The organism is Conyzicola sp. (assembly GCF_046714715.1).
In the GTDB taxonomy this organism is placed as follows: Bacteria; Actinomycetota; Actinomycetes; order Actinomycetales; family Microbacteriaceae; genus Conyzicola.
In genome coordinates, this window is record NZ_JBKKAD010000166.1 from 39,429 (window position 1) to 57,518 (window position 18,090).

The following is an 18,090-nucleotide window of genomic DNA, read 5'->3' on the forward strand; positions in this document are numbered from 1 at the left end:
GTGAAGCTTCGCGACCCGCTCGTTATTGTCGGGGCGCTCAGCCTGGTCGTCATGGTGTTCGGCGTAGTCCTGTGGTGTCTCGGGCCCTCCGCGGGAGACAAATACACGGATGTCGGTAGCAGTCTCGCCGTTGGTGCGGGCATCGGACTAGCGCTCCTCGGCGTCGAGCAACTGGTCACGTCGAGAATCGAACTGTCGCAACTCCGCTCAGCGGAAGAGCGCAGATTCGTTGAGAGCCTGCTCGCAGCGCCCGACCTCACTGGCGTTCGTCTGCGCGGGAGAGCACTCTCCGGTCTCGTCTTCGCCGACAGGGACCTTCGCGGCGCCGATCTGAGCGGAGCCACACTCGACCGCTCCGACCTGCGTCGCATCAAAATCTCCGCGGCCAATCTCGACGGGGCGCAACTCGGGGATGCGAACCTCGCCAACGCAGACATTCGCGACGCCCAGGCGGGGGGACTGACCGCACAAGATGCGATCTTCGACGGAGCCAATTTTTCCAATACCTACCTCGCCGGTTCCGCCCTCATTCGCTGCTCGATGGAGGGATCGATCTTCTACCGCGCGGATCTGACCGCGAGCGACCTCTCGGGTAGCAATCTACGCAGGGCGACGCTCGGTTCCTTGAAAGCGCCGAGGGCATCATTCGACGACGCGGATCTACGGGCGGCCAGCTTCGTGGACGCCGACCTCGAAGACGCCAGTTTTCGATCGGCCGATCTTCGCGGGGCCGATCTGAGCGGTGCGGTGCTGACCGGTGCCGACCTGCGTGGCGCCGATCTCAGAGACTGCAAGACAAACGGCGCAGTGCTCACCAATATACGCACCAACGACGAGACCCGTTGGCCCACATCAACCCGTCCGATCTGACCTAGGAGATCCCATGGCCGTATTTTGCTCAGACATCGATGGCACGCTCCTCAACGCGGAACGAACCCTATCCCCACGCACGGTAGCGGCCGTCCGGAGCCTGATCGCCGCCGGTCACACGTTCGTCCTGTGCTCCTCGCGGATGCCTACATCGATGAGACTCTTGGAAGCACTGTACGAGGGTGGCGACGTGCCGCTCATCGCGTATAACGGGGGAATAGTGCTTCGAAGCGACGCCAGCGTCGCCCTAAACGTTCCGATCCGTCCGACCGATGCCGGCGCCATCTACGAGACCTGTCAGAGACTCGACCTCCACGGGAGCTTTTACAGTGGCGAGGACTGGTACGCCTGGGCCGAAGACAAATGGACCGCCAGGGAGGCGAACAATACTGGCGTACATCCGAACGACGAGTTCGCGAGCGAATACTACGACAGCGGCCGCATAAAGAGCGCACCCCCGCACAAGGTGATGTGCATGGGCGAGGCGAACCTGATCGATATCGTCGAGCAGCAGCTCGCGCACGTTCCCGAGGTAGTGACTTACCGCTCAAAGGACACCTATCTCGAAATCGCGAATGCCGAGTGCTCGAAAGGCGCGGGTCTGGCGTCGGTCGCCCAAGAACTGGGAGTCGATCTGGCGGACTGCTACTTCTTCGGCGATAACTACAACGACCTACCCGCATTCGCGGTAGTAGGGACGTCCATAGCCGTTTCGAACGCCAAGGACGCCGTTCTGGCCGCGGCCACGGTCGTGACATCGCGGCACCACGATGACGGCGTGGCGGAATACCTCGAGAACTTCCTGGCTACTTCGTGAGCTCCCCGGCGCATCCGTTTAGGAAGCGGTGGGTTCTGGTCGCCGCTGTGGTGGTGGTTGCCGTAGCGACTGTGGCGCTGTGGCGGTTCGCGGAAGGCGCGCCTGTTGCGACGGCGTCGCCCGCCCCCGCGTCTCCGCTGGACGAGGGCACGGCTGCCGCAGATGCGCTCGAAGCCCTCGAGACGGACCCGGCATCGCTTCTGCCGTCCGAGCTCGCCGACCAAATGGACGGCGATGCCGCCTCCGCGGTGCCAGACGGCACCGAGGTCGAAGCCGACCCAACTACCTGGCAGGCGTCTACCGCCGGTGGCGGTGTGATCGAAGCGACCCTGACGTACCCGGATGGCAGATCGGAGAGACTCGGCGTGGTCATGATCGAAGAGGACGATGGCTGGAAGGTACTGCAGACCATCGCGCTCGAGAATGCGCCGTGAGAACCCGGGTCATGGCGGCGACTCTCGCGATCCTCGCGTTGGCAGTCTCCCTTCACGCTCCTCCGCGGGCCGCCGCCGAATCCGCGACTGGCTGCGAGTCCAGTCCGTTGCAGAAGGCGAATCCCATCGCAACGGATATTGGGCGGAATGGTCAGGCCGTGATCGAGACAGCGCTAGCCGATGGCACCTCCATCCCTGTTCTGATGCTGCACGGCTGGACCGGCAGGAGCGCGCACAACGACGCTCGCACGGGCGCGTTCTCGTCTCTGATCGACCTCACGGCGAACAAGGTGGGCACGGCCAGTGTGGGCCGTTCCCTTATCGGACAGATGCAGGACGCGGGCGGCACGTCGGTCTACACCTTTGACTACCACGACGCGTCTTCTCGCTGGGTGACGGATGCCGCCATAGGGCCGAAGCTCGCTGACGCAATCTCCTGCCTGTCGGCGGAGTACGGCCACCCCGTGGTCGTGATGGCGCACTCGATGGGAGGGCTGGCCATCCGCCAAGCGCTTTACCTGCTCGAGAAGTCGAAGCCCAACACGCAGGCGAGCGATTATGTCAGCAACGTGGTCACATTCGGCACTCCGAACACCGGATCGTGGGTGGCGTCGGTCGTGGAGGCTGGAACGACAGCCTCTGGAGTCGTGAAGTATCTGCCTGGCACAACCGGTGCGGCTATCAACGCCGTTCGCAGCGTCTTAGTCTTGTGCGGAACGTTGACGACTTCATCCATGGAAAATACCGGGGCATGCGGGATACTCCCAGTGGCGCTCGCCAGCGCCAGTTCCCAGGCCGGCAAAGCTCTTCGAATCGGATCGTCGGAGATCAAGGGCCTCCCCGCTTGGCCCGACGGTGTCGTTGTTGACGCGCTGGCTGGATCCATCGATCTAGAGATCGCCCGCACGCGGTGGTTCGGCCTGACCACGAAGTCCGAAGGCAATGTGAACACGGGAGACTTCATCGTCGGCACTGGTTCGGCTACCGACCGCGCAACGCACAGTCGCGCCATCGAGTGCTTTTACACTCTCGATCCGGCTGCGGCCGCGCAGGACAATATAGCCGCGGCTGACTGGCTACGACTCAAGGCGCTCAACGACACTCGCGACTACGTCATCACGAGCCTTGGCGATTCGGCCTGTTTCCATGGCAACTTGATGCGCAGTATCGAGCTCTCGAACGAGGCCCTCGGTGTTTTGGTGGACGTCGTTGATGCGGCAAACGCTGACGCCGACATACCGGTCGAACTGCGCGGAGACTGGTGTCCGCAGTCTGCCGGATCAAGCGGAGACAACTGTTTTTCGTTTGCCGAGATGCGAGCGGAGTATCCCGACTCCACTGTCGATTTCTATGAATCCGACTCTCGCATACCGGGCGTGAAGGGTATCCATGTCTGTCTACAGCTCGATCTGGGCGTCACCTGCGCAACGGCATCGTCCATGTATCTTGATTACCTCCCCGCCGGAGTTCCGTGGAACTGCGAGATGTGGGCAGCCGAGGCCGGCTGGCCCGGGTGCGACCCGAGTTTCACTTCTGCTCACGACGAATCGAAACCCAGGTTGAGAATCAACCTCAACCACCAGCAGGGCGAGTCTTATGGGGACACGGAGCCGATGTACAGGAGGTAACTCACCTAAATGACCCGCACGCACCGCGAGGGACTGCCCAGACCTAGGCGACGCGTGTGTTTAGCTGCTGCCTATTTTCTCTTCCCCAGCCAAGCGGTCACAACCGTTGGCCACCGCTCGCGATCCGAATTCCACGTCATCGTGTGATCTGCTTCAAATGCCTCGAGGTCGACGACGTCGGGACTCAGCGACCAGAGCCGCGTTGAGAGTTCGAAGGGCGAGGACGTGTCGCCGCGTCCGTGAAGTATGAGGGTTGGCACGGTCAGCTCGTCGGCACGCGCAATCCAGTCAAACCGATGCAGATCAACCGAGTTTCGGAGGCCAGTCACCCGTGAAAGCAACCGAGAGCTGAGCCACGGAAGCGCTAGAGGGCCGACCCATGCGGGAAGACCGGCTCGCACACAATTCGCCTTGATCGTCGACACCCAGTCGAGAATGGGCGACTCAAGCACGAGTCCCGCGATGACACCTCGGAGGGCGGGATCATCGGCGAGCTGCAACGCAATCGCTCCGCCCATAGACCACCCGAAGACGATGACCTGGTGCGCGCCGTTGTCGCGCGCAAAGCAGACAGCCGCCCGTACATCCTGCAACTCGGTGGAGCCGAGCTCCGACCGACCGGTCCCTACGGTGGGACCATCCCCATCGTTCCGGTAACTCACCACGAGCGAAGTCAGTTCAGCAGCAACAGCGACCTGCACTCCGCGAAGCGTTCCCGCTCGGGGGCTCCCCAATCCGTGGATATGGATCGCCCACGTGTTCGAAGGGCTTCCCTGACTGGGGACGAGCCACGCGGGCGCGGGGCCCACCACCGTTGGCACATCGACCTCCGTCGCTTCGAGTCCGGCGTCCTGTGGGTTCAGAAAGTTGATTCCGCTCCAGGAAGCCCGCATCCCGGCTTCAAGCGTTTGACAAGGATCGAGTAGAGCCTCGCGTCCGACGAGTGCCGGCCCGCGATCCTCGACGTTGCTTGACAGCCGCACCAAGTCACCGCTTTCCAGCAAAAGGCAATAATCCCCGCGGGTGGCCGTCTGCGAATTCCGGTCCAAGACAACGATCGGCTGATCTCCCGAGCGATCAACATCCCGAATCGTGAGGTCGTACACCCGCCCACTTACCGGGGCGGTCAGACGCCTCGCGACGAAAAGACCGAGGCCTCCGAGTGTCGCACCCGCTGCGACCACCATTCCCGCCAGCGCCCAGCCGGGCCTAATCATCTTCGATGTCCGTGGTGAACCGTCGCTTGTGAAGATTTTGACGTGAAGCCAGCCAAGTCGGCTCCGAGCAAGTGCCTTTCGGCGCGTTCGAGCAGTTCCCGATCCCGGTCACTGATCTCGAACGACACGCGAGTGTCGATCATCGCGTCGCGGATCTCGACGACCTGACGATGGAGCAATGTTTCGGGTTCGTGTGGGTGGAAAGCTAGTGACTCGTTCTGACTGATTCCCGGACGCGCCTTCGTTGCTGCCGCCCACATCGGCGAAAGCTCGCCCGCAAGCATCCGGGCCTTTCGTTCGCGCGAATGCGCCTGAGCGGTACGAGCCGCGGGACCGCCCGCGAAACCGAGGCAGAGAAATAGGAACGTCATCAGATACAACGGGGAATAGACCACATCGATGGTCGACATCATGCTTAGGTCTCCGGCCACGTGTGCCACATCCATTGCGATGACCACAACGCTCAATAGAACGCCGAGGATGCTCCCGGCGACAAGGAGAGCCGGCGACAGCGCCTGCATTCCTTCGCTGATTCGGAATTGTCGCGCCGCGAGCACCGCCATCGTTGTAAGGACGATCCCGTAATACGCGAATTGGATCGCCGAGTATGCCGCAGCAGCGGGCTGCGCACCAAGATCGAGCATGAAGTTCGTCGTGGTTTGACCATGATCGATGAGGAGAAACGCGGCGAGCGCGCAACCGAGCGTGACGAATAGAGCGACTCGGCTAAGCGCGAATCGAATGGGTTGCGGCTGATGCTCGAAAGCTCGCGTGACTCCGCGACCGAGAAAGAAGACCCCGCACATCAGCGCCAAGTCCGCCACCAGAGTCGTCAGGTTCGAGCCACCGACAAGCCCGTCGAGTGTTCGGTACACCGGGTCGACATTGAGAGTCGTGGCAAACGCGATCGTCAGCGCCGCATAGGTGACGTTGCGTTCGGCGCGTCCCCGGCGCAGGACAAGCAAGCATGCGAACAGAAGCCACATGAAGGCGGTGACGACGAGCGCAATCATCCGAATATCTCTAGGTACCGGGAGCTTTGCATCGTCGCTCCCCTGATCGCCGCAGCTAGGTGATCGGCAAGCGACTCCGCCACGATCTCTTCGGCCGTATCGAGGTCTTGACGCCGCAGGAGCCGCCGTCGAGCCTCGGCCGGAATGTCAGGGAGAAGGATGTCAGGAACCTCGGCTTCATCTTCGACGTTGTGGCCGAGAATTATGTGTGCCAATTCGTGGAGCACGAATTGTTGGCGATGTAGAGCCGAATCGCTGTGCGCATGGAGCACCAGGTCTTCGGTATCAGTCATGATCCATACAGCGCACAGCCCCTCCTGAATCCCAAGATCTGTTAGCTCGACGATTCGCAGCCGACGCCGCCGGTGGCGCTGCAGGGCGTCGACGAGTTCGTCGAAAGTAAAGGCCGGTCCCAGCGCAAGCTCGTCGAGTGACGGAGTCGTGCTCATTTCGATGGTCATTGCGAAATCACATCCTCTCCGATGTGTGCGAGCCCGACTGGTCGCGTCGCGCTCGCGCTCTGCTCGCTACGTTTGCGAAATCTCCTCGTCAAGGAATCGGCTGATTGCACGAAGTGCGTCCGGAGATATATCCCCAAGTGTTCGCGCCGCATAGGACTTCACGCGTGCGGCACGCATTGCGCGCACAAGGTCGAGCTGTGCACTCACTTTTGCAGGCGTCTCTACGCTGGCCCCGCCGGCGAGGAACGCGGGATCAATTTCGAAGAACGCGGCTAGTCCCTCAAATAGAGTGCGGTCTTGAACATAGCGGTGACCGTTCACCATGTATGTCCATCGCGATCGCGACAGGTTCGTGCCGCGCTCTTCGAGGAACACAGCGATCTGGCCAAACGTCGGCTCACTCCCCGTCTCTGCGATCGCGACATCGAGCAGCAGACGGAGGCGCTTCGCGAGGTCCTCTGCGGCTGCGTTGTTGTCGATTTCAGTCATCTGCGACACCTTTCGCCCTCGGGCAAGGCAAGGCTGTTCGATTCACGGATGCTCGCCACACGAGCATTGAACATGCCCAATTTACGCTTTGATCATGCCCAAAACAAGAATTGTGCACGCCCAAATGCGGTGCTAGAACGAAGACATTCGATCTCCGTTGAGCATGCTCAATGTTCATTTACCGCGGTAAAAGCACGAGGCGCGACGAGGCGCACCTCTGGATCAGCCACGCGCTCACGCGCGGGCAGCTACATAGGAAGGTGATTGACGTGCCAGCGAATCCACCCTCGCGCGACAACCAGGACGTGAAGCTCGCCGAACTTCACAAACGCCTGACCGCCTCTGTCGAAGCTCTTGTCACCGGCGACGAATGGCGGAGGGCGCTCGAGTTCGCAACCCGGTTTAGAGCACGCTCCTTCAACAACACGATCCTGATCTGGAGCCAGCACGCTGCAGCTTTCGAACGCGGGTTCGTGGCCGCGCCCTCACCGAGCTATGTCGCGGGATTCAGGCAGTGGCTGACGCTTGATCGCCGAGTGGTCGCCGGCCAGAAGGGTTACATGATCCTTGCGCCCGTTACCGCACGCTTCGCATCCTCTGCTCCTTCCGACCAGGGGTCATGGCGACGGCTAGACCGAAGCGAGAGACCTCGCGCCGGTGAAGTGGTTCGCGCCCGAATGGTCGGCACACGGCCGGCCTATGTGTGGGACGTGTCCCAGACGGATGGCGCGCCGATCCCGGAGCGCCCTGCACCGACCTTGCTCATGGGCGAGGCACCCGCGGGGCTCTTGGACTGTCTCGCCTCGCTTATTCGCGACGCGAGATACTTCCTGTCAGAGGCACCTGATGCCGCCGCGCTCGGCGGAGCCAACGGAGTAACGAACTTCGAGAGTCACACCGTTTCGGTGCGCGCAGACATGGATGCCGCGGCTCGGGCGAAGACGCTTGTACACGAGCTGGCACACATCCGGATGCACGAAGCCAACTCGGACACGAGGTTGCATCGCGGCGTCGCCGAGGTTGAAGCAGAATCGGTCGCCCTGATGGTCGGCGCTGCGCACGGAATGGACACGAGCGAGTACACGATCCCCTACGTGTCGACGTGGGCCGCGTCGGTGGCGGACAAGACTGTCGCCGAGGTCATACAGGCGACGGGCGAGCGCGTACGCCGAGCGGCCGTGTCCATCCTCGACCAACTCCCGACCGCGCGGATGGGCGACGGCGATCTCTTCGGGTTCGATCGGTCGAATCCGACCCGGACTCCCGCGGCTGCCGGGGTTGCACCTGAGCGCTCTGCGGAGCGGCCCGAGGTCCGGAGCCTCTGATGGGCATCGCCGAGACACTCATGATTACGAATCGCTTGGCAGCGAGCGACGCAGCGCTCGTCTTCGCGCGAGCGTGTATCCCGATCTTCCCGTGCGTCATCGACGGCAAGCGCCCGCTCACTGGTTCTGGTTTTCACGAGGCGACCCGCGACATCGACCAGGTGCGCCGATGGTGGGCCCGATGGCCCAGAGCGAATATCGGGATGCCGACGGGTGGCCCGTCTGGCATCGATGTCGTCGACATTGACGTTTCGAGAACGGACTCAGGCTTCGCCGCGTTCGAGCGAGCAACTAACGCTGGACTCGTCGATGGCGAACTGGCGCGGGTGCGAACTCCCTCCGGAGGTCTCCACATCTACTACCCCGCCGATGAATCTCAGGATCAGCGATGCTGGCAGGCCGCGCCGGCTCACATCGACTTCCGCGGGGACGGCGGGTACATCATCGTGCCTCCCTCGGCCCTTGTGATGGACCACGAGCGGGTCGGATATCACCTCTTCTCAGTCTCAGCGGCGGGAGGGAAGCCAATTGATGCCGTCGCGCTCCGCCGTTTTATAGACCCTCAATCGCCGCACGCCAGATCGCGGCCGCCAGTGGTTGAATCCCGTGAGCCCAGCCGACTCGCGCGCTGGGTGGGTGGACTGCAGGAAGGAGAGCGGAATCGCGGCCTGTTCTGGGCGGCCTGCCGCCTCGCCGAGGCCGGGTTCGATCCGCCCGCCATCGAGCAAGCGTTGGCCCCCGCAGCGCAGGCTGCAGGGCTCTCCGAGATCGAGACCACCGCGACGATCCGATCCGCCAGCCGACAGGCCGCGCCCCGCCCATCTAGTTCAACGGACACGTGGAGTGATCGCAACGCACCACGCAGAAGAGCGGGTGAGGCGCCATGTCTGACGTGACTCTGGCTCGCACCGACGGAGTGCGCCTGGCAATGAACACCGCAATTGTCGACACTGTTTTCATTGCAATCGGCGCCTTCTGGTTGTCGTTCACATCGCTGACTGACCTTGCGCGCCGCTCGGGGATCAGCTCGTCTCAGGCTTGGGTCTGGCCCCTCATCGTCGACGGAATCATCATCGTCGCCACGGTCGCGGCGGTGGCCCTCGCAGGATCGCGCACTGCTTGGTACCCGTGGATGCTTCTCGGCGGAGGTGCTGCCATCTCCGTGGCAGCGAACGCTACCCACGCGATAGTCGCCGACGAGACCGACATCCCACTGCTACTCGCGGCCTCAGTTGCATCCGTCCCCCCGCTGGTGCTCCTCGCGATCACCCATTTGACCTCGGTGCTGATGCGTCATGTGTCTAGCCAAGCCGAGCAAGTCGCTTCCCCGGCGCTTGAGTTGACGGAATCGACTTCCGTGGCCGTCGATGTACGACAGGCGGATGCCTCGTCCCTTCGCGCGCTCGGCTGGTCGAACTTGGCGATCGCCAAGCGACTTGGCGTTCACCCGTCCACTGTGGGGCGGTGGCTCAGGGAGCGCGTCGTCGCACCTACCACTCAGACGATCGAGATCACGGAGGTTGGAAACGATGGATGAAGACGACTTCGAGAAGGGACGCTTGGCTACGGACCTTGAGGCTCCCTACGACGCAGTGCACGAGCATCAGATTCACGAAGCGAATCACGATCTCGCCGCGGTACCCGCAAAACCCCCCGGGTATGCGGGGCCAAGCTTCACCAACCCGAGGAAGCGTAGTGAGGCCAGCATCGCTTGGGTTCGCGCCTCCGATCTGCTCTATTCCGGAAGCGGACGCGTCGCCGGCCGCGGCTTGGACTTTGAAACCGGTCTCGCCCGACGTGTGCGGCAAACCCCTGCCGTCACCAGACGGGCGATCCGCGACCGCGCCGATCGACTCCCTCCCCTCTCCGAGTTCGGTGCATCGAGCTCCCGCTCCTCGTTCACTCGGTCCGGCCCCGGACTGCAGTGACCCCGAGCATCCTGCTGAGAACGACAACGCACACCTAACCGACGGGAGGTGCAGTGATGGAATGGACCACACAGCGCAATGCAAAGACGAAGTCGTTCCGCGATTCAGAAGGCCTGCGGAAATTGCTTGCAAGACTTCAAGCGGATGGCGGTACTAATTGGCGAACCGACAGCGAGGCATCCGACCTCATGCAATACGCCGCCGACCGCTACGCCGCACTGGCCCGAAAGCACGGCCTCGATCCATGGGAAGCTGCCGCCGCCGCGTATGACGCCATGCGGGCACCGTCGACCTTGCGCGCCAATGACCCCTGGGCGATCGTCACCCGCGCGGTGCAGGTGACTTGCATTGCGGAGGAACGAGCTCAGGGCCTCCTTTGCTCGGTGCACCAAGCGCGTCGACCTCATGTCTCTGCGCATCACGACGCCGAGCGCTTCAGCGATCGTGAACATGAACTCCCCGAATACCACCACGCCTTCCGCACCGACCCAGTTGAGCCGCGTGACGACGAACCCGTGCAGCTCGAGGTGAGGACCGCCGTTGAAGACGCGATCATGTTGTTCACACTGCTTGGATGGCCGGCGGACCGGGCCCGTGGTGCGGTCGAGTACATCTGCAGCAGGCTTGCGGATGCGCCCTCCCGAGCCTCCGCCTACGAGTCACTGCGGCGCGATTATGCCGCCCGCGCACTACTCGACGTTCCTCAGCCAGCCTGGGTCGCCATGCTTCGAACGATGCTGGGATGCATCGACCCGGTGCACTCCCATACAGCGGCGGGCCGTGGCATCCTACTCCGGTTGCTTATCGGCGAACCCCTTCGAGCGCTCCTGCGCGACGACGATTTGATCTCCGAGATTATTTCCAGTGCCACCAGAGTGTCCGCATGACCAGTACGCCGGGGCACATCGAGTTGGAGAGGTCGATCGACTCCATCAGGATCGGAGCGCGACACCGCACCGACCTCGGCGATATCGAGGCGCTTGCGGCGTCGATCGAGCAGAAGGGACTGCTTCAGCCGATCACTGTAACTCCCGACGGAATCCTGATTTGCGGCGCGAGACGCGTTGCCGCTCTCCGACAGCTGGGCGTTCGTAAGATCAACGTTTGGGTACGCTCCGGCCTCTCGGACCGCCTAACCCAGTTGCTCGCAGAGCAGGACGATAACGCACTGCACAAGCCGCTAAGTCCTGCCGAAGCTGCCACCCTCTACCGCGAGGTGAAGGCCCTTTTGGCCGAAGACGCTCGACGGCGGCAAGAGGCCAGTCGCTTCGGTTCAGACAAGGCAGAATCCCACTCTTACGGTGCTGCCACCGTGGCAGCACCGGTGACATCCATCGATGGCTACACACGAGCGCAAGCCGCACTACTCGTCACAGGTCGGCGCTCGTACACGACACTCGAACGGATCAGTGACCTGCAAAGGCTCGCGGATAATGAGGGCGGGGACGACACACTTCGCAGACAGGCACTCGCCGAGCTGCACGCGATTCAGAACGGCGGATCTGTCGCATCCGCCCATCGCCGCGTAACAGCGAAGGTCACCGAAATGGCGCGAGTTCCCCAGACTGAATTCGAGAGAGAATCGCCTGAGAGAGAGCTCGGACAGCTAGCGAAGGAAGCCCTCGACCGAAACAGCGGCGCAAGAACTAAGAACACCCGCGCTGGGCAATTGAATGACACGAAGCTGCCTGTTCGGTCGTTCGTTTTTCAGTGGAACGACCTACACGACTGGTGGGAGAAGTACGACTACGCCGAAGTCGCTTCACAGCTGACCGACGAGCAGTGGGAGCAGTTCGAAGCAGCAGTCGCCGGCACTATCGCGTTCGCCGAGCGGATGCGCGCCTTCCGTGATGAAGCGGGGCGGGCGTCTGAGACGACGGCATTGAACTCAGCCGCGCAGTAGCGCACTGTCGACTTTCAAGGAGCCCATCGTGCAGTTCGTCATCCGCCATCGGCTGCTGGTCGCAATTATCGGAAGCAGCCTGGCTCTTTCGGTCTTTGCTGCCGTCGGGATTTACGGGCTGCTCCGCGGGCCGGATCCAACGAGCCGACCCGAGCACCGGACGAACCCGGGGCCAGCCTCGTCTTGGTCTCCGGTAGCCGGAGGTCAAGAAGTCAGCGGCAGACCGCAGCCGGTGCCCCACACGCCGGAGGCCGAGCGTTTCGTGCACGCCGTCGCAAGGTCGCTCTTCGAATGGGACACGCGTGGAGACAACGGTCCGTCCGATTGGGCGCAGCCGCTGGTGAACGTCGCAGCGCCCGATGAAGCACCGGCCGTGGCATCCGACGTCAGGAGCTATCTTCCTAACGACGAAATCTGGTCTCGGCTCAGCACTTATGGAGCCCGGCAGTGGCTCGATATTTCGTCTGTAACCGTGCCCGAAACCTGGCCGGCCGCCCTCGCGCAGGCAACTTCGGGACAAATACCCCCATATGCAGTCGCTTTCACCGTTGCGGGAACGCGCCATCGATCCGGAAGCTGGGGATCGGAACCGGTTCGGAGCGAGCGGCCGGTGACATTCACAGTGTTCGCGGTGTGCCCGCCAGCGGAGATCTGCACGCTTCTGCGGCTCTCTCAACTCGGCAAACCGCTGAAATGAGACGACCGTGAAGAAGTTCGCAGTTCTCCTAGTCGCGCTCGTCTTCGCAGGTCCGCTGGTAACCGTGCTGGGTGTCGCCGCACTTGTGACACCAGCCACAGCCGCCTGCCAATCCGGTTCGCTCATAGTCGCGAACGTTCCCGAGTCACTCACCACGGAAACACTCGACGGTCACTCGATCACGCTCGACAGTCGTCAACTCACCCATGCCGCCACGATTATCACCACTGCATCGCGAACACCCGGCGTAGGTCGCGATGGGGCGATCATTGCCCTGATGGCGGGACTCGCCGAGTCGACGCTGCGGATGCTGGCCAATCCCAGCGCGTATCCGGCGTCGGCCAGCTACCCCAACGATGGATCCGGCCCGGATCATGATTCCCTCGGCATATTCCAGATGCGCCCGGTCGCCGGATGGGGATCTGTCGGCGAACTCATGAATGCCGAATACCAGGCACAGGTGTTTTTCGGTGGCTCCTCGGGGCCGAATGCAGGCTCGCCTCGCGGTCTACTCGACGTCGCCGGTTGGCAACAGCTCGACCCGGGCAAGGCCGCGCAGTCGGTTGAAGTCAGCGCGTTTCCCGACCGGTACAAGAACTACGAGCCCGTAGCCGAGTCGATATTCGTCGCGCTGACCAAACCGACGACTGCGCCAGTCGCTCCTGAGACCTCTCGCGTGGCGTTCCCTCTTCCGACCGGCACGTACACGAACACAGACAGCTTCGGATGGCGCCTGGACCCGTACACCGGGGCTCGCAAGTTTCATGCGGGAAGCGACCTAGCAGCACCATCGGGCACGCCGATCCTCGCTGTCGCTGACGGAGTGGTCGCCTTCGCAGGACAGCGGGGCTCCTATGGTGGGCTGATCATCCTCGCCCACACCATCGACGGCAGCACGGTTGCGTCGTACTACGCCCACATGCACCCCGACGGTATTCACGTAGCGATCGGCGATACCGTGGCCGCGGGTCAGCACATCGGCGACGTCGGGTCCGCCGGCAGGTCCACGGGACCCCACCTGCATCTCGAAGTTCACCCGGGCGGGGCGGACCAACCGGCCGTCAACGCGACCGACTGGCTCGCGGACCACGGCGCGGCAGGTATTGCTGATGGAAACGTCACCCCGGCCGACTGCACGCTCCGAAAGGCGGCTTGAGATGGGTATATTTCCCGACTTCGGCGGGGTTAGCGGCGCTGAGGAGTTGCGCAGCATCATCGGTGCTCTGCTCACCCTAGTACTCATTGTTTCGGTGCTCATGATGGTCGTCAATGGAGCCGTCTGGGCACTTGCCTCGTCGAGCGGCAATTTCCAGACTGCGACCCGAGCTCGAACCGGCTTCCTGGTCGCTTGCGGTGCTGCGGCTCTCGCCGGCGCGGGCGTCGCGTGGGCGAACTTCCTACTCGGCGTTGGCGCGACCCTCTGAGCATCGAAGTTCCCACTGAGGAGATGCCAGCTCACGCTTAGTTATGTTTACTGCCGTGCCTTAGACGACCCCTGCGTTAAGTAGTCCGAACAGCTTCGCGAAGTTATCCACTGAGACCGGATCGAGATCTTCGAAAAACTCGCCCTGCCGATCAGTAAGAGCATGGGCTGGAAGCGCGTGGTTAAACTTTGTTCCCTCAAAGGTCGAAATTCGAGCGATTACGCGGCCGGTCGTCCCGTCCAAGTCTGCCTCGGTCAACGTCTTCTTGAACGCCCAGTTGTAAAGCTTGAGATAGTCACCGACGGAGAACAGGTCCTCTATGTCGCCGTCCTTCGGGAGCGATTGGTCGACCTCGCCCACCGAGATGACTCGGCTCGACGGAACGCCGTTTTGTTTGGCCGCGTTTCGAGTTCGATCGAGAACTGCAGCTGACTTTTCGCCGTCCACTAGCACCGACACGTTGAGTCGACGGCCCATGAGCGCTACAAAAGCCGGCATGTTTGTAATGCCTCCCACAGGGATGATGGCAAGTTTCGGGCTCAGAATCGGCTTCTTGCTCGCCTCCATGAATGCGCTCATCCTCATCAAGTAGATGAAGTCGCTGCTGCCCTCGACCAGCAGGTGCTGCCCGGAGCCGATGAAGAGGTGCTGGCTAATCGAATAGCCAAGCGCCGATTCGACTGGCAGCACTGTGTCCGGATCCGCCTTCAAGTTCACGCGGCTCACTTCGACCCCAGCCTCGTTGTCATCCCGAGTGGCTTTGTCGTGAACCGCCCGCAGCTTTTCATACACGGTCGGGTCAATCATGAACTGCGAATGCGTCGTGTAGATCGTCTGTTTTGACGCGCCGAGCTCGTTGAAGATGTAGTTGACGAAGTCTTTCTGCGCTTCACCATGAAGACTCGTTCCGGGCTCGTCTAACAGAACGATGACGTTCGCATCGCTGTTCTGGTACTCACTGAAGGCGGCAAAGAACGAGAAGAACCACTGAAATCCTGTCGACCTCGTGGAAAAATTCGTTTCGACATCACCGTGACGCGCGTCCCTCAGTTCAATCTTGAGGATGCGATGATTCACGACATTGCCTTGATTGGTCTGACCAAATTTGACGTTGTCAGTATCGAAGATGACTTTCAAGTCTTTGTTGACGGTCCAGTACTTGAACACCTCGGAGCTGAGGTCAGTGCTGGCGGCCTGCAGCTCAGCTTTGCGGCTGTCGTAGTTAGCGTCCAGGAAGTCCTTCGGCTTTACGCCAGCATGGCTTAGCAATGAGAGCACTGTGCGTTCCGACTCGGATTGAGCTTCGCCCGCGTCAATTTTGCCGGCTAGTTCCGTCAAGTCCGTACCGCCGGGTAGAACGCTGTAGTTCGAGAAATAGAAGAATGTAGGGAGTAGCGATTTGATCGCGTCGCGTCCGTCCGGCTCGAGTCGGAACGATTCGACAAGAAAGCGGCGGCTCTCCGCCTGAGCGGAGAAAGAACCGAGCACTTTCGCACGAGGCGGATCGGACTCCTTGTGTTCCTTCTGCATTTCTTTCGCGCGCGCAATCGCAGCGTCTATCGATTCGGCGGCCGAGAGCTCCGCCACATCGTCGGCGTTGATCGAGGCCGCGTCTGCTGCTGCCGCTATTACATCCGGTAATTCCGCTTTCAACATCACGTAAAGAGTGTTGTTGTAAGTGCGGCTCGCTATCACGATTGCGGATGCGGGCAACGGGGCGGGCAAGGTCACGGCCAAGGTCGCGCGGTCAGAGTCTGAGAGTTCAAACTCCGCCTCAACAGGCGCAAGCTCCTCCAACTCCTGCGTCTTACGATCGCGAGTGAGTCGCCATCTTGGATACTCGGTCACGAGGTCGAACCGCTGGCCGTCACCGTTGGCAGGGTTGAGGCGATGGAGAGCTTTGAGGATCGTCGTCTTCCCTGATTCGTTTTTCCCAATCAGCACCGTGACATCGTCTTCGATGTCGACGCGCTGGGGCTCTACGAAGTTTCGGAACCTCTGGACGGTGACTGCGACGAGCTTCACTGGTTTCTCCTTCGACGTCTGTAGATAGCTCACATTATCGGAAGCCACAGACATCGCGCCGCCGCTTTCCAGCCACGGCAACCTCGTAGCAATGCCAGCGCTCATACAGAGGGCACCTGCCGCCTGGGTCGACAGGCACTGACGGAGGTCGCCAGGGGCGCGGGGCGCTCCTAGTTGTCACCACTACTCACCAACTGTCGGGAGCACAACATGATCGACATCACTCCGAACGGCACGGGCCTTCCCGGCATCGACCAGCTCCGCGTGATTGTGGGGGCTTTCATGACACTCGGCCTCATCCTGAGCGTGCTCGCCCTGATCGTCGCGGCGATCATGTGGGGCTTCGGAGCGAACTCGTCCAACCCGCACCTCGCCTCGCGCGGCAAGCTCGGTGTGCTCGTCGCTTGCGGAGCGGCGATTGTCTGCGGCTCGGCAGTAACGCTCGTGAACTTCTTCTGGAACGTCGGCCAAACCATCTAAGTCGGCCGCCGACTCAAGCGGGGATCCATATGAGCGTGTGCGACGTTCCAATAATCGCCGAGGTCTGCAATTCGGTCGGGGAGGGCACTGCCTCGCTCGTCGCCGCGCCCTTCGATTGGCTCGCACACGCCATGGGTTCCGCAGCAGCCTGGATGTTCGAAACCGTCTGGTCGGCATTCGACACAACCACGCTGGTCGACGTCACCGATCCGGCATATATCGGTGTGTTCAACGTTCTTTTCGGTGTCGCGGTTTTCGTGACCCTCCTGCTGTTTTGCCTGCAGCTCATATCCGGCGTTGTGCGTCGCGATCCGACAGCACTGTCGCGAGCCGCCCTGGGCGCGGCCAAGTCGGTGCTGGGTTCGTTCGTCATCATCACCATCACCGGCGTGCTTCTGGAGATCACCGATCAGTTGTGCATCGGAGTCGTGCAAGCCACAGGCAACACGATGGAGGGAATGGGAGACCGCGTCGCCTTGCTCGCCGGTGGCTTGACGGCAATTAACGTGGGCTCTCCCGGCGTGGGAGCAATTCTGACCATCTTCCTTTCAGCGTTGGCGATCAGCGGCGCTGCGATCGTCTGGTTCTCGCTTCTCATCCGCAAAGCGCTGCTGCTGGTGGCTATCGTCTTCGGTCCGATCGCTTTGGCCGGTGCCACCTGGGACGCCGCGAAGGGATGGTTCACAAAATGGATCTCGTTTGTGGTCGCCCTGATTTTGTCCAAGCTCGTGCTCGTCGTGATCTTCCTCGTGGCAGTCACGCAAGTTTCTGCCCCCATCGACGCAGATCTAGCTTCCATCAGCGACCCGATCGCCGGCATCGTGCTTATGTTCATCGCTGCCTTTGCTCCGTACATCAGCTACAAGTTCTTGAGTTTCGTCGGGTTCGATTTGCACCACGCGATGTCGAGCGAGCAAGAGGCTAAGTCGGCGATGAATCGGCCCGTCCCTGTTCCGAACACTTCGATGCCGAGCGGCGCGAAGAAGATCCTTGACCACGGGAGTCAAGGCGGTGCGGGAAAGTCGACTCAGCCAGGCGCCAACCCCGCGTCGACCCAAAGCGGGAGCGCTGGTCCTTCGTCGGCAGGTGCCGGCATTGCAGGTGAATCAAGCGGGGGGTCGGGGGCTGGTGCAAGTGCCAGCGGCGCCGGGGCAGCTGCAGGAGCGGCGGGAGCAGGCGTGACAGCTGCCGCCGTGATGGCTGTCGGTGCCGCAAAAGCCGGTCCGAGTCTCGGCAACGCCATCGGCGGCACGGCAGACGGCCATTCACAATCTGCCGACGGCGCGAGTACACCCGCACCCCCTCCAGCGGCGCCGTCGAGCGCCCTCACTCCCCCGCCCAACGTCTCGTCCGCTAGATCGTGAGCGGGAAAGGACCAA

Annotated in this window: 19 protein-coding genes; 14 read left to right on the plus strand and 5 right to left on the minus strand. The window is 62.0% G+C overall.

Features of this window, described 5'->3' with window-relative positions; translation table 11 throughout:
- The 4 genes from ACLQ6X_RS12495 (at position 1) to ACLQ6X_RS12510 (ending at position 3,749) form a co-directional block, all read left to right on the plus strand.
- A complete protein-coding gene (locus ACLQ6X_RS12495; protein WP_411700476.1) occupies positions 1-870 on the plus strand; it encodes a pentapeptide repeat-containing protein in 870 nt (289 codons plus the stop codon).
- A 13-nt stretch (positions 871-883) separates the two neighbouring features.
- Entirely contained in the window at positions 884-1,687 is an 804-nt protein-coding gene (locus tag ACLQ6X_RS12500) for a Cof-type HAD-IIB family hydrolase (protein WP_411700477.1), read from the plus strand.
- Positions 1,684-2,121, plus strand: a complete 438-nt coding sequence (locus ACLQ6X_RS12505; protein WP_411700478.1) for a hypothetical protein — start codon at positions 1,684-1,686, stop codon at positions 2,119-2,121. Before ACLQ6X_RS12500 ends, ACLQ6X_RS12505 begins: the two co-directional genes overlap by 4 nt.
- Before the next feature lie 158 nt (positions 2,122-2,279).
- Positions 2,280-3,749, plus strand: a complete 1,470-nt coding sequence (locus tag ACLQ6X_RS12510) for an esterase/lipase family protein (RefSeq protein ID WP_411700479.1) — start codon at positions 2,280-2,282, stop codon at positions 3,747-3,749.
- 71 nt (positions 3,750-3,820) lie between these two features.
- Here ACLQ6X_RS12510 and ACLQ6X_RS12515 read toward each other — a convergent pair whose 3' ends face one another.
- From ACLQ6X_RS12515 to ACLQ6X_RS12530, 4 genes are all read right to left on the minus strand, one after another.
- Positions 3,821-4,855 carry an alpha/beta hydrolase gene (locus tag ACLQ6X_RS12515; protein WP_411700480.1) on the minus strand — a complete coding sequence of 345 codons (1,035 nt, stop codon included), beginning with the start codon at positions 4,853-4,855 and terminating at the stop codon, positions 3,821-3,823.
- A gap of 107 nt (positions 4,856-4,962) precedes the next feature.
- Entirely contained in the window at positions 4,963-5,979 is a 1,017-nt protein-coding gene (locus tag ACLQ6X_RS12520) for an MAB_1171c family putative transporter (protein ID WP_411700481.1), read from the minus strand.
- Complete coding sequence (locus ACLQ6X_RS12525; protein ID WP_411700482.1) at positions 5,976-6,440, minus strand: hypothetical protein; 465 nt, start codon at positions 6,438-6,440, stop codon at positions 5,976-5,978. The genes ACLQ6X_RS12520 and ACLQ6X_RS12525 overlap by 4 nt, the downstream gene beginning before the upstream one ends.
- 66 nt (positions 6,441-6,506) lie before the next feature.
- Positions 6,507-6,929 carry a hypothetical protein gene (locus ACLQ6X_RS12530; protein ID WP_411700483.1) on the minus strand — a complete coding sequence of 141 codons (423 nt, stop codon included), beginning with the start codon at positions 6,927-6,929 and terminating at the stop codon, positions 6,507-6,509.
- Between the two features lie 170 nt (positions 6,930-7,099).
- Between ACLQ6X_RS12530 and ACLQ6X_RS12535 the strand changes: the two genes are divergently transcribed.
- The 8 genes from ACLQ6X_RS12535 to ACLQ6X_RS12570 all read left to right on the plus strand — a co-directional run bounded on the left by ACLQ6X_RS12535 (position 7,100) and on the right by ACLQ6X_RS12570 (position 14,206).
- The gene (locus ACLQ6X_RS12535; RefSeq protein WP_411700484.1) at positions 7,100-8,254 is read left to right on the plus strand and encodes an ArdC family protein; all 1,155 of its coding nucleotides are present in this window, start codon (positions 7,100-7,102) and stop codon (positions 8,252-8,254) included.
- Positions 8,254-9,150: a bifunctional DNA primase/polymerase gene (locus ACLQ6X_RS12540; RefSeq protein ID WP_411700485.1), complete on the plus strand. Its 897-nt coding sequence runs from the start codon at positions 8,254-8,256 to the stop codon at positions 9,148-9,150. Before ACLQ6X_RS12535 ends, ACLQ6X_RS12540 begins: the two co-directional genes overlap by 1 nt.
- A complete protein-coding gene (locus ACLQ6X_RS12545; RefSeq protein ID WP_411700486.1) occupies positions 9,138-9,791 on the plus strand; it encodes a DUF2637 domain-containing protein in 654 nt (217 codons plus the stop codon). Before ACLQ6X_RS12540 ends, ACLQ6X_RS12545 begins: the two co-directional genes overlap by 13 nt.
- Positions 9,792-10,238: 447 nt before the next feature.
- On the plus strand, positions 10,239-11,069 hold the full coding sequence (locus ACLQ6X_RS12550) for a hypothetical protein (RefSeq protein WP_411700487.1): 831 nt from the start codon (positions 10,239-10,241) through the stop codon (positions 11,067-11,069).
- On the plus strand, positions 11,066-12,085 hold the full coding sequence (locus ACLQ6X_RS12555; protein ID WP_411700488.1) for a ParB/RepB/Spo0J family partition protein: 1,020 nt from the start codon (positions 11,066-11,068) through the stop codon (positions 12,083-12,085). The genes ACLQ6X_RS12550 and ACLQ6X_RS12555 overlap by 4 nt, the downstream gene beginning before the upstream one ends.
- Positions 12,086-12,113: 28 nt before the next feature.
- Positions 12,114-12,782 carry a hypothetical protein gene (locus ACLQ6X_RS12560; protein WP_411700489.1) on the plus strand — a complete coding sequence of 223 codons (669 nt, stop codon included), beginning with the start codon at positions 12,114-12,116 and terminating at the stop codon, positions 12,780-12,782.
- A 7-nt stretch (positions 12,783-12,789) separates the two neighbouring features.
- Positions 12,790-13,938, plus strand: coding sequence for a M23 family metallopeptidase (locus ACLQ6X_RS12565; protein ID WP_411700490.1), 1,149 nt, complete (start codon positions 12,790-12,792; stop codon positions 13,936-13,938).
- 1 nt (position 13,939) lies between these two features.
- The gene (locus tag ACLQ6X_RS12570) at positions 13,940-14,206 is read left to right on the plus strand and encodes a DUF6112 family protein (protein WP_411700491.1); all 267 of its coding nucleotides are present in this window, start codon (positions 13,940-13,942) and stop codon (positions 14,204-14,206) included.
- A 60-nt stretch (positions 14,207-14,266) separates the two neighbouring features.
- On the opposite strand, the gene ACLQ6X_RS12575 is transcribed toward ACLQ6X_RS12570, so the two are convergent.
- Positions 14,267-16,231, minus strand: coding sequence for an AAA family ATPase (locus ACLQ6X_RS12575; RefSeq protein WP_411700492.1), 1,965 nt, complete (start codon positions 16,229-16,231; stop codon positions 14,267-14,269).
- Positions 16,232-16,441: 210 nt separating this feature from the next.
- On the opposite strand from ACLQ6X_RS12575, the gene ACLQ6X_RS12580 reads away from it, so the two are divergent.
- Together ACLQ6X_RS12580 and ACLQ6X_RS12585 are read left to right on the plus strand one after the other, a co-directional pair.
- Positions 16,442-16,711, plus strand: a complete 270-nt coding sequence (locus ACLQ6X_RS12580; protein ID WP_411700493.1) for a DUF6112 family protein — start codon at positions 16,442-16,444, stop codon at positions 16,709-16,711.
- A 29-nt stretch (positions 16,712-16,740) separates the two neighbouring features.
- A complete protein-coding gene (locus ACLQ6X_RS12585; protein WP_411700494.1) occupies positions 16,741-18,075 on the plus strand; it encodes a conjugal transfer protein TrbL in 1,335 nt (444 codons plus the stop codon).
- The last annotated feature ends 15 nt before the right edge of the window (positions 18,076-18,090 follow it).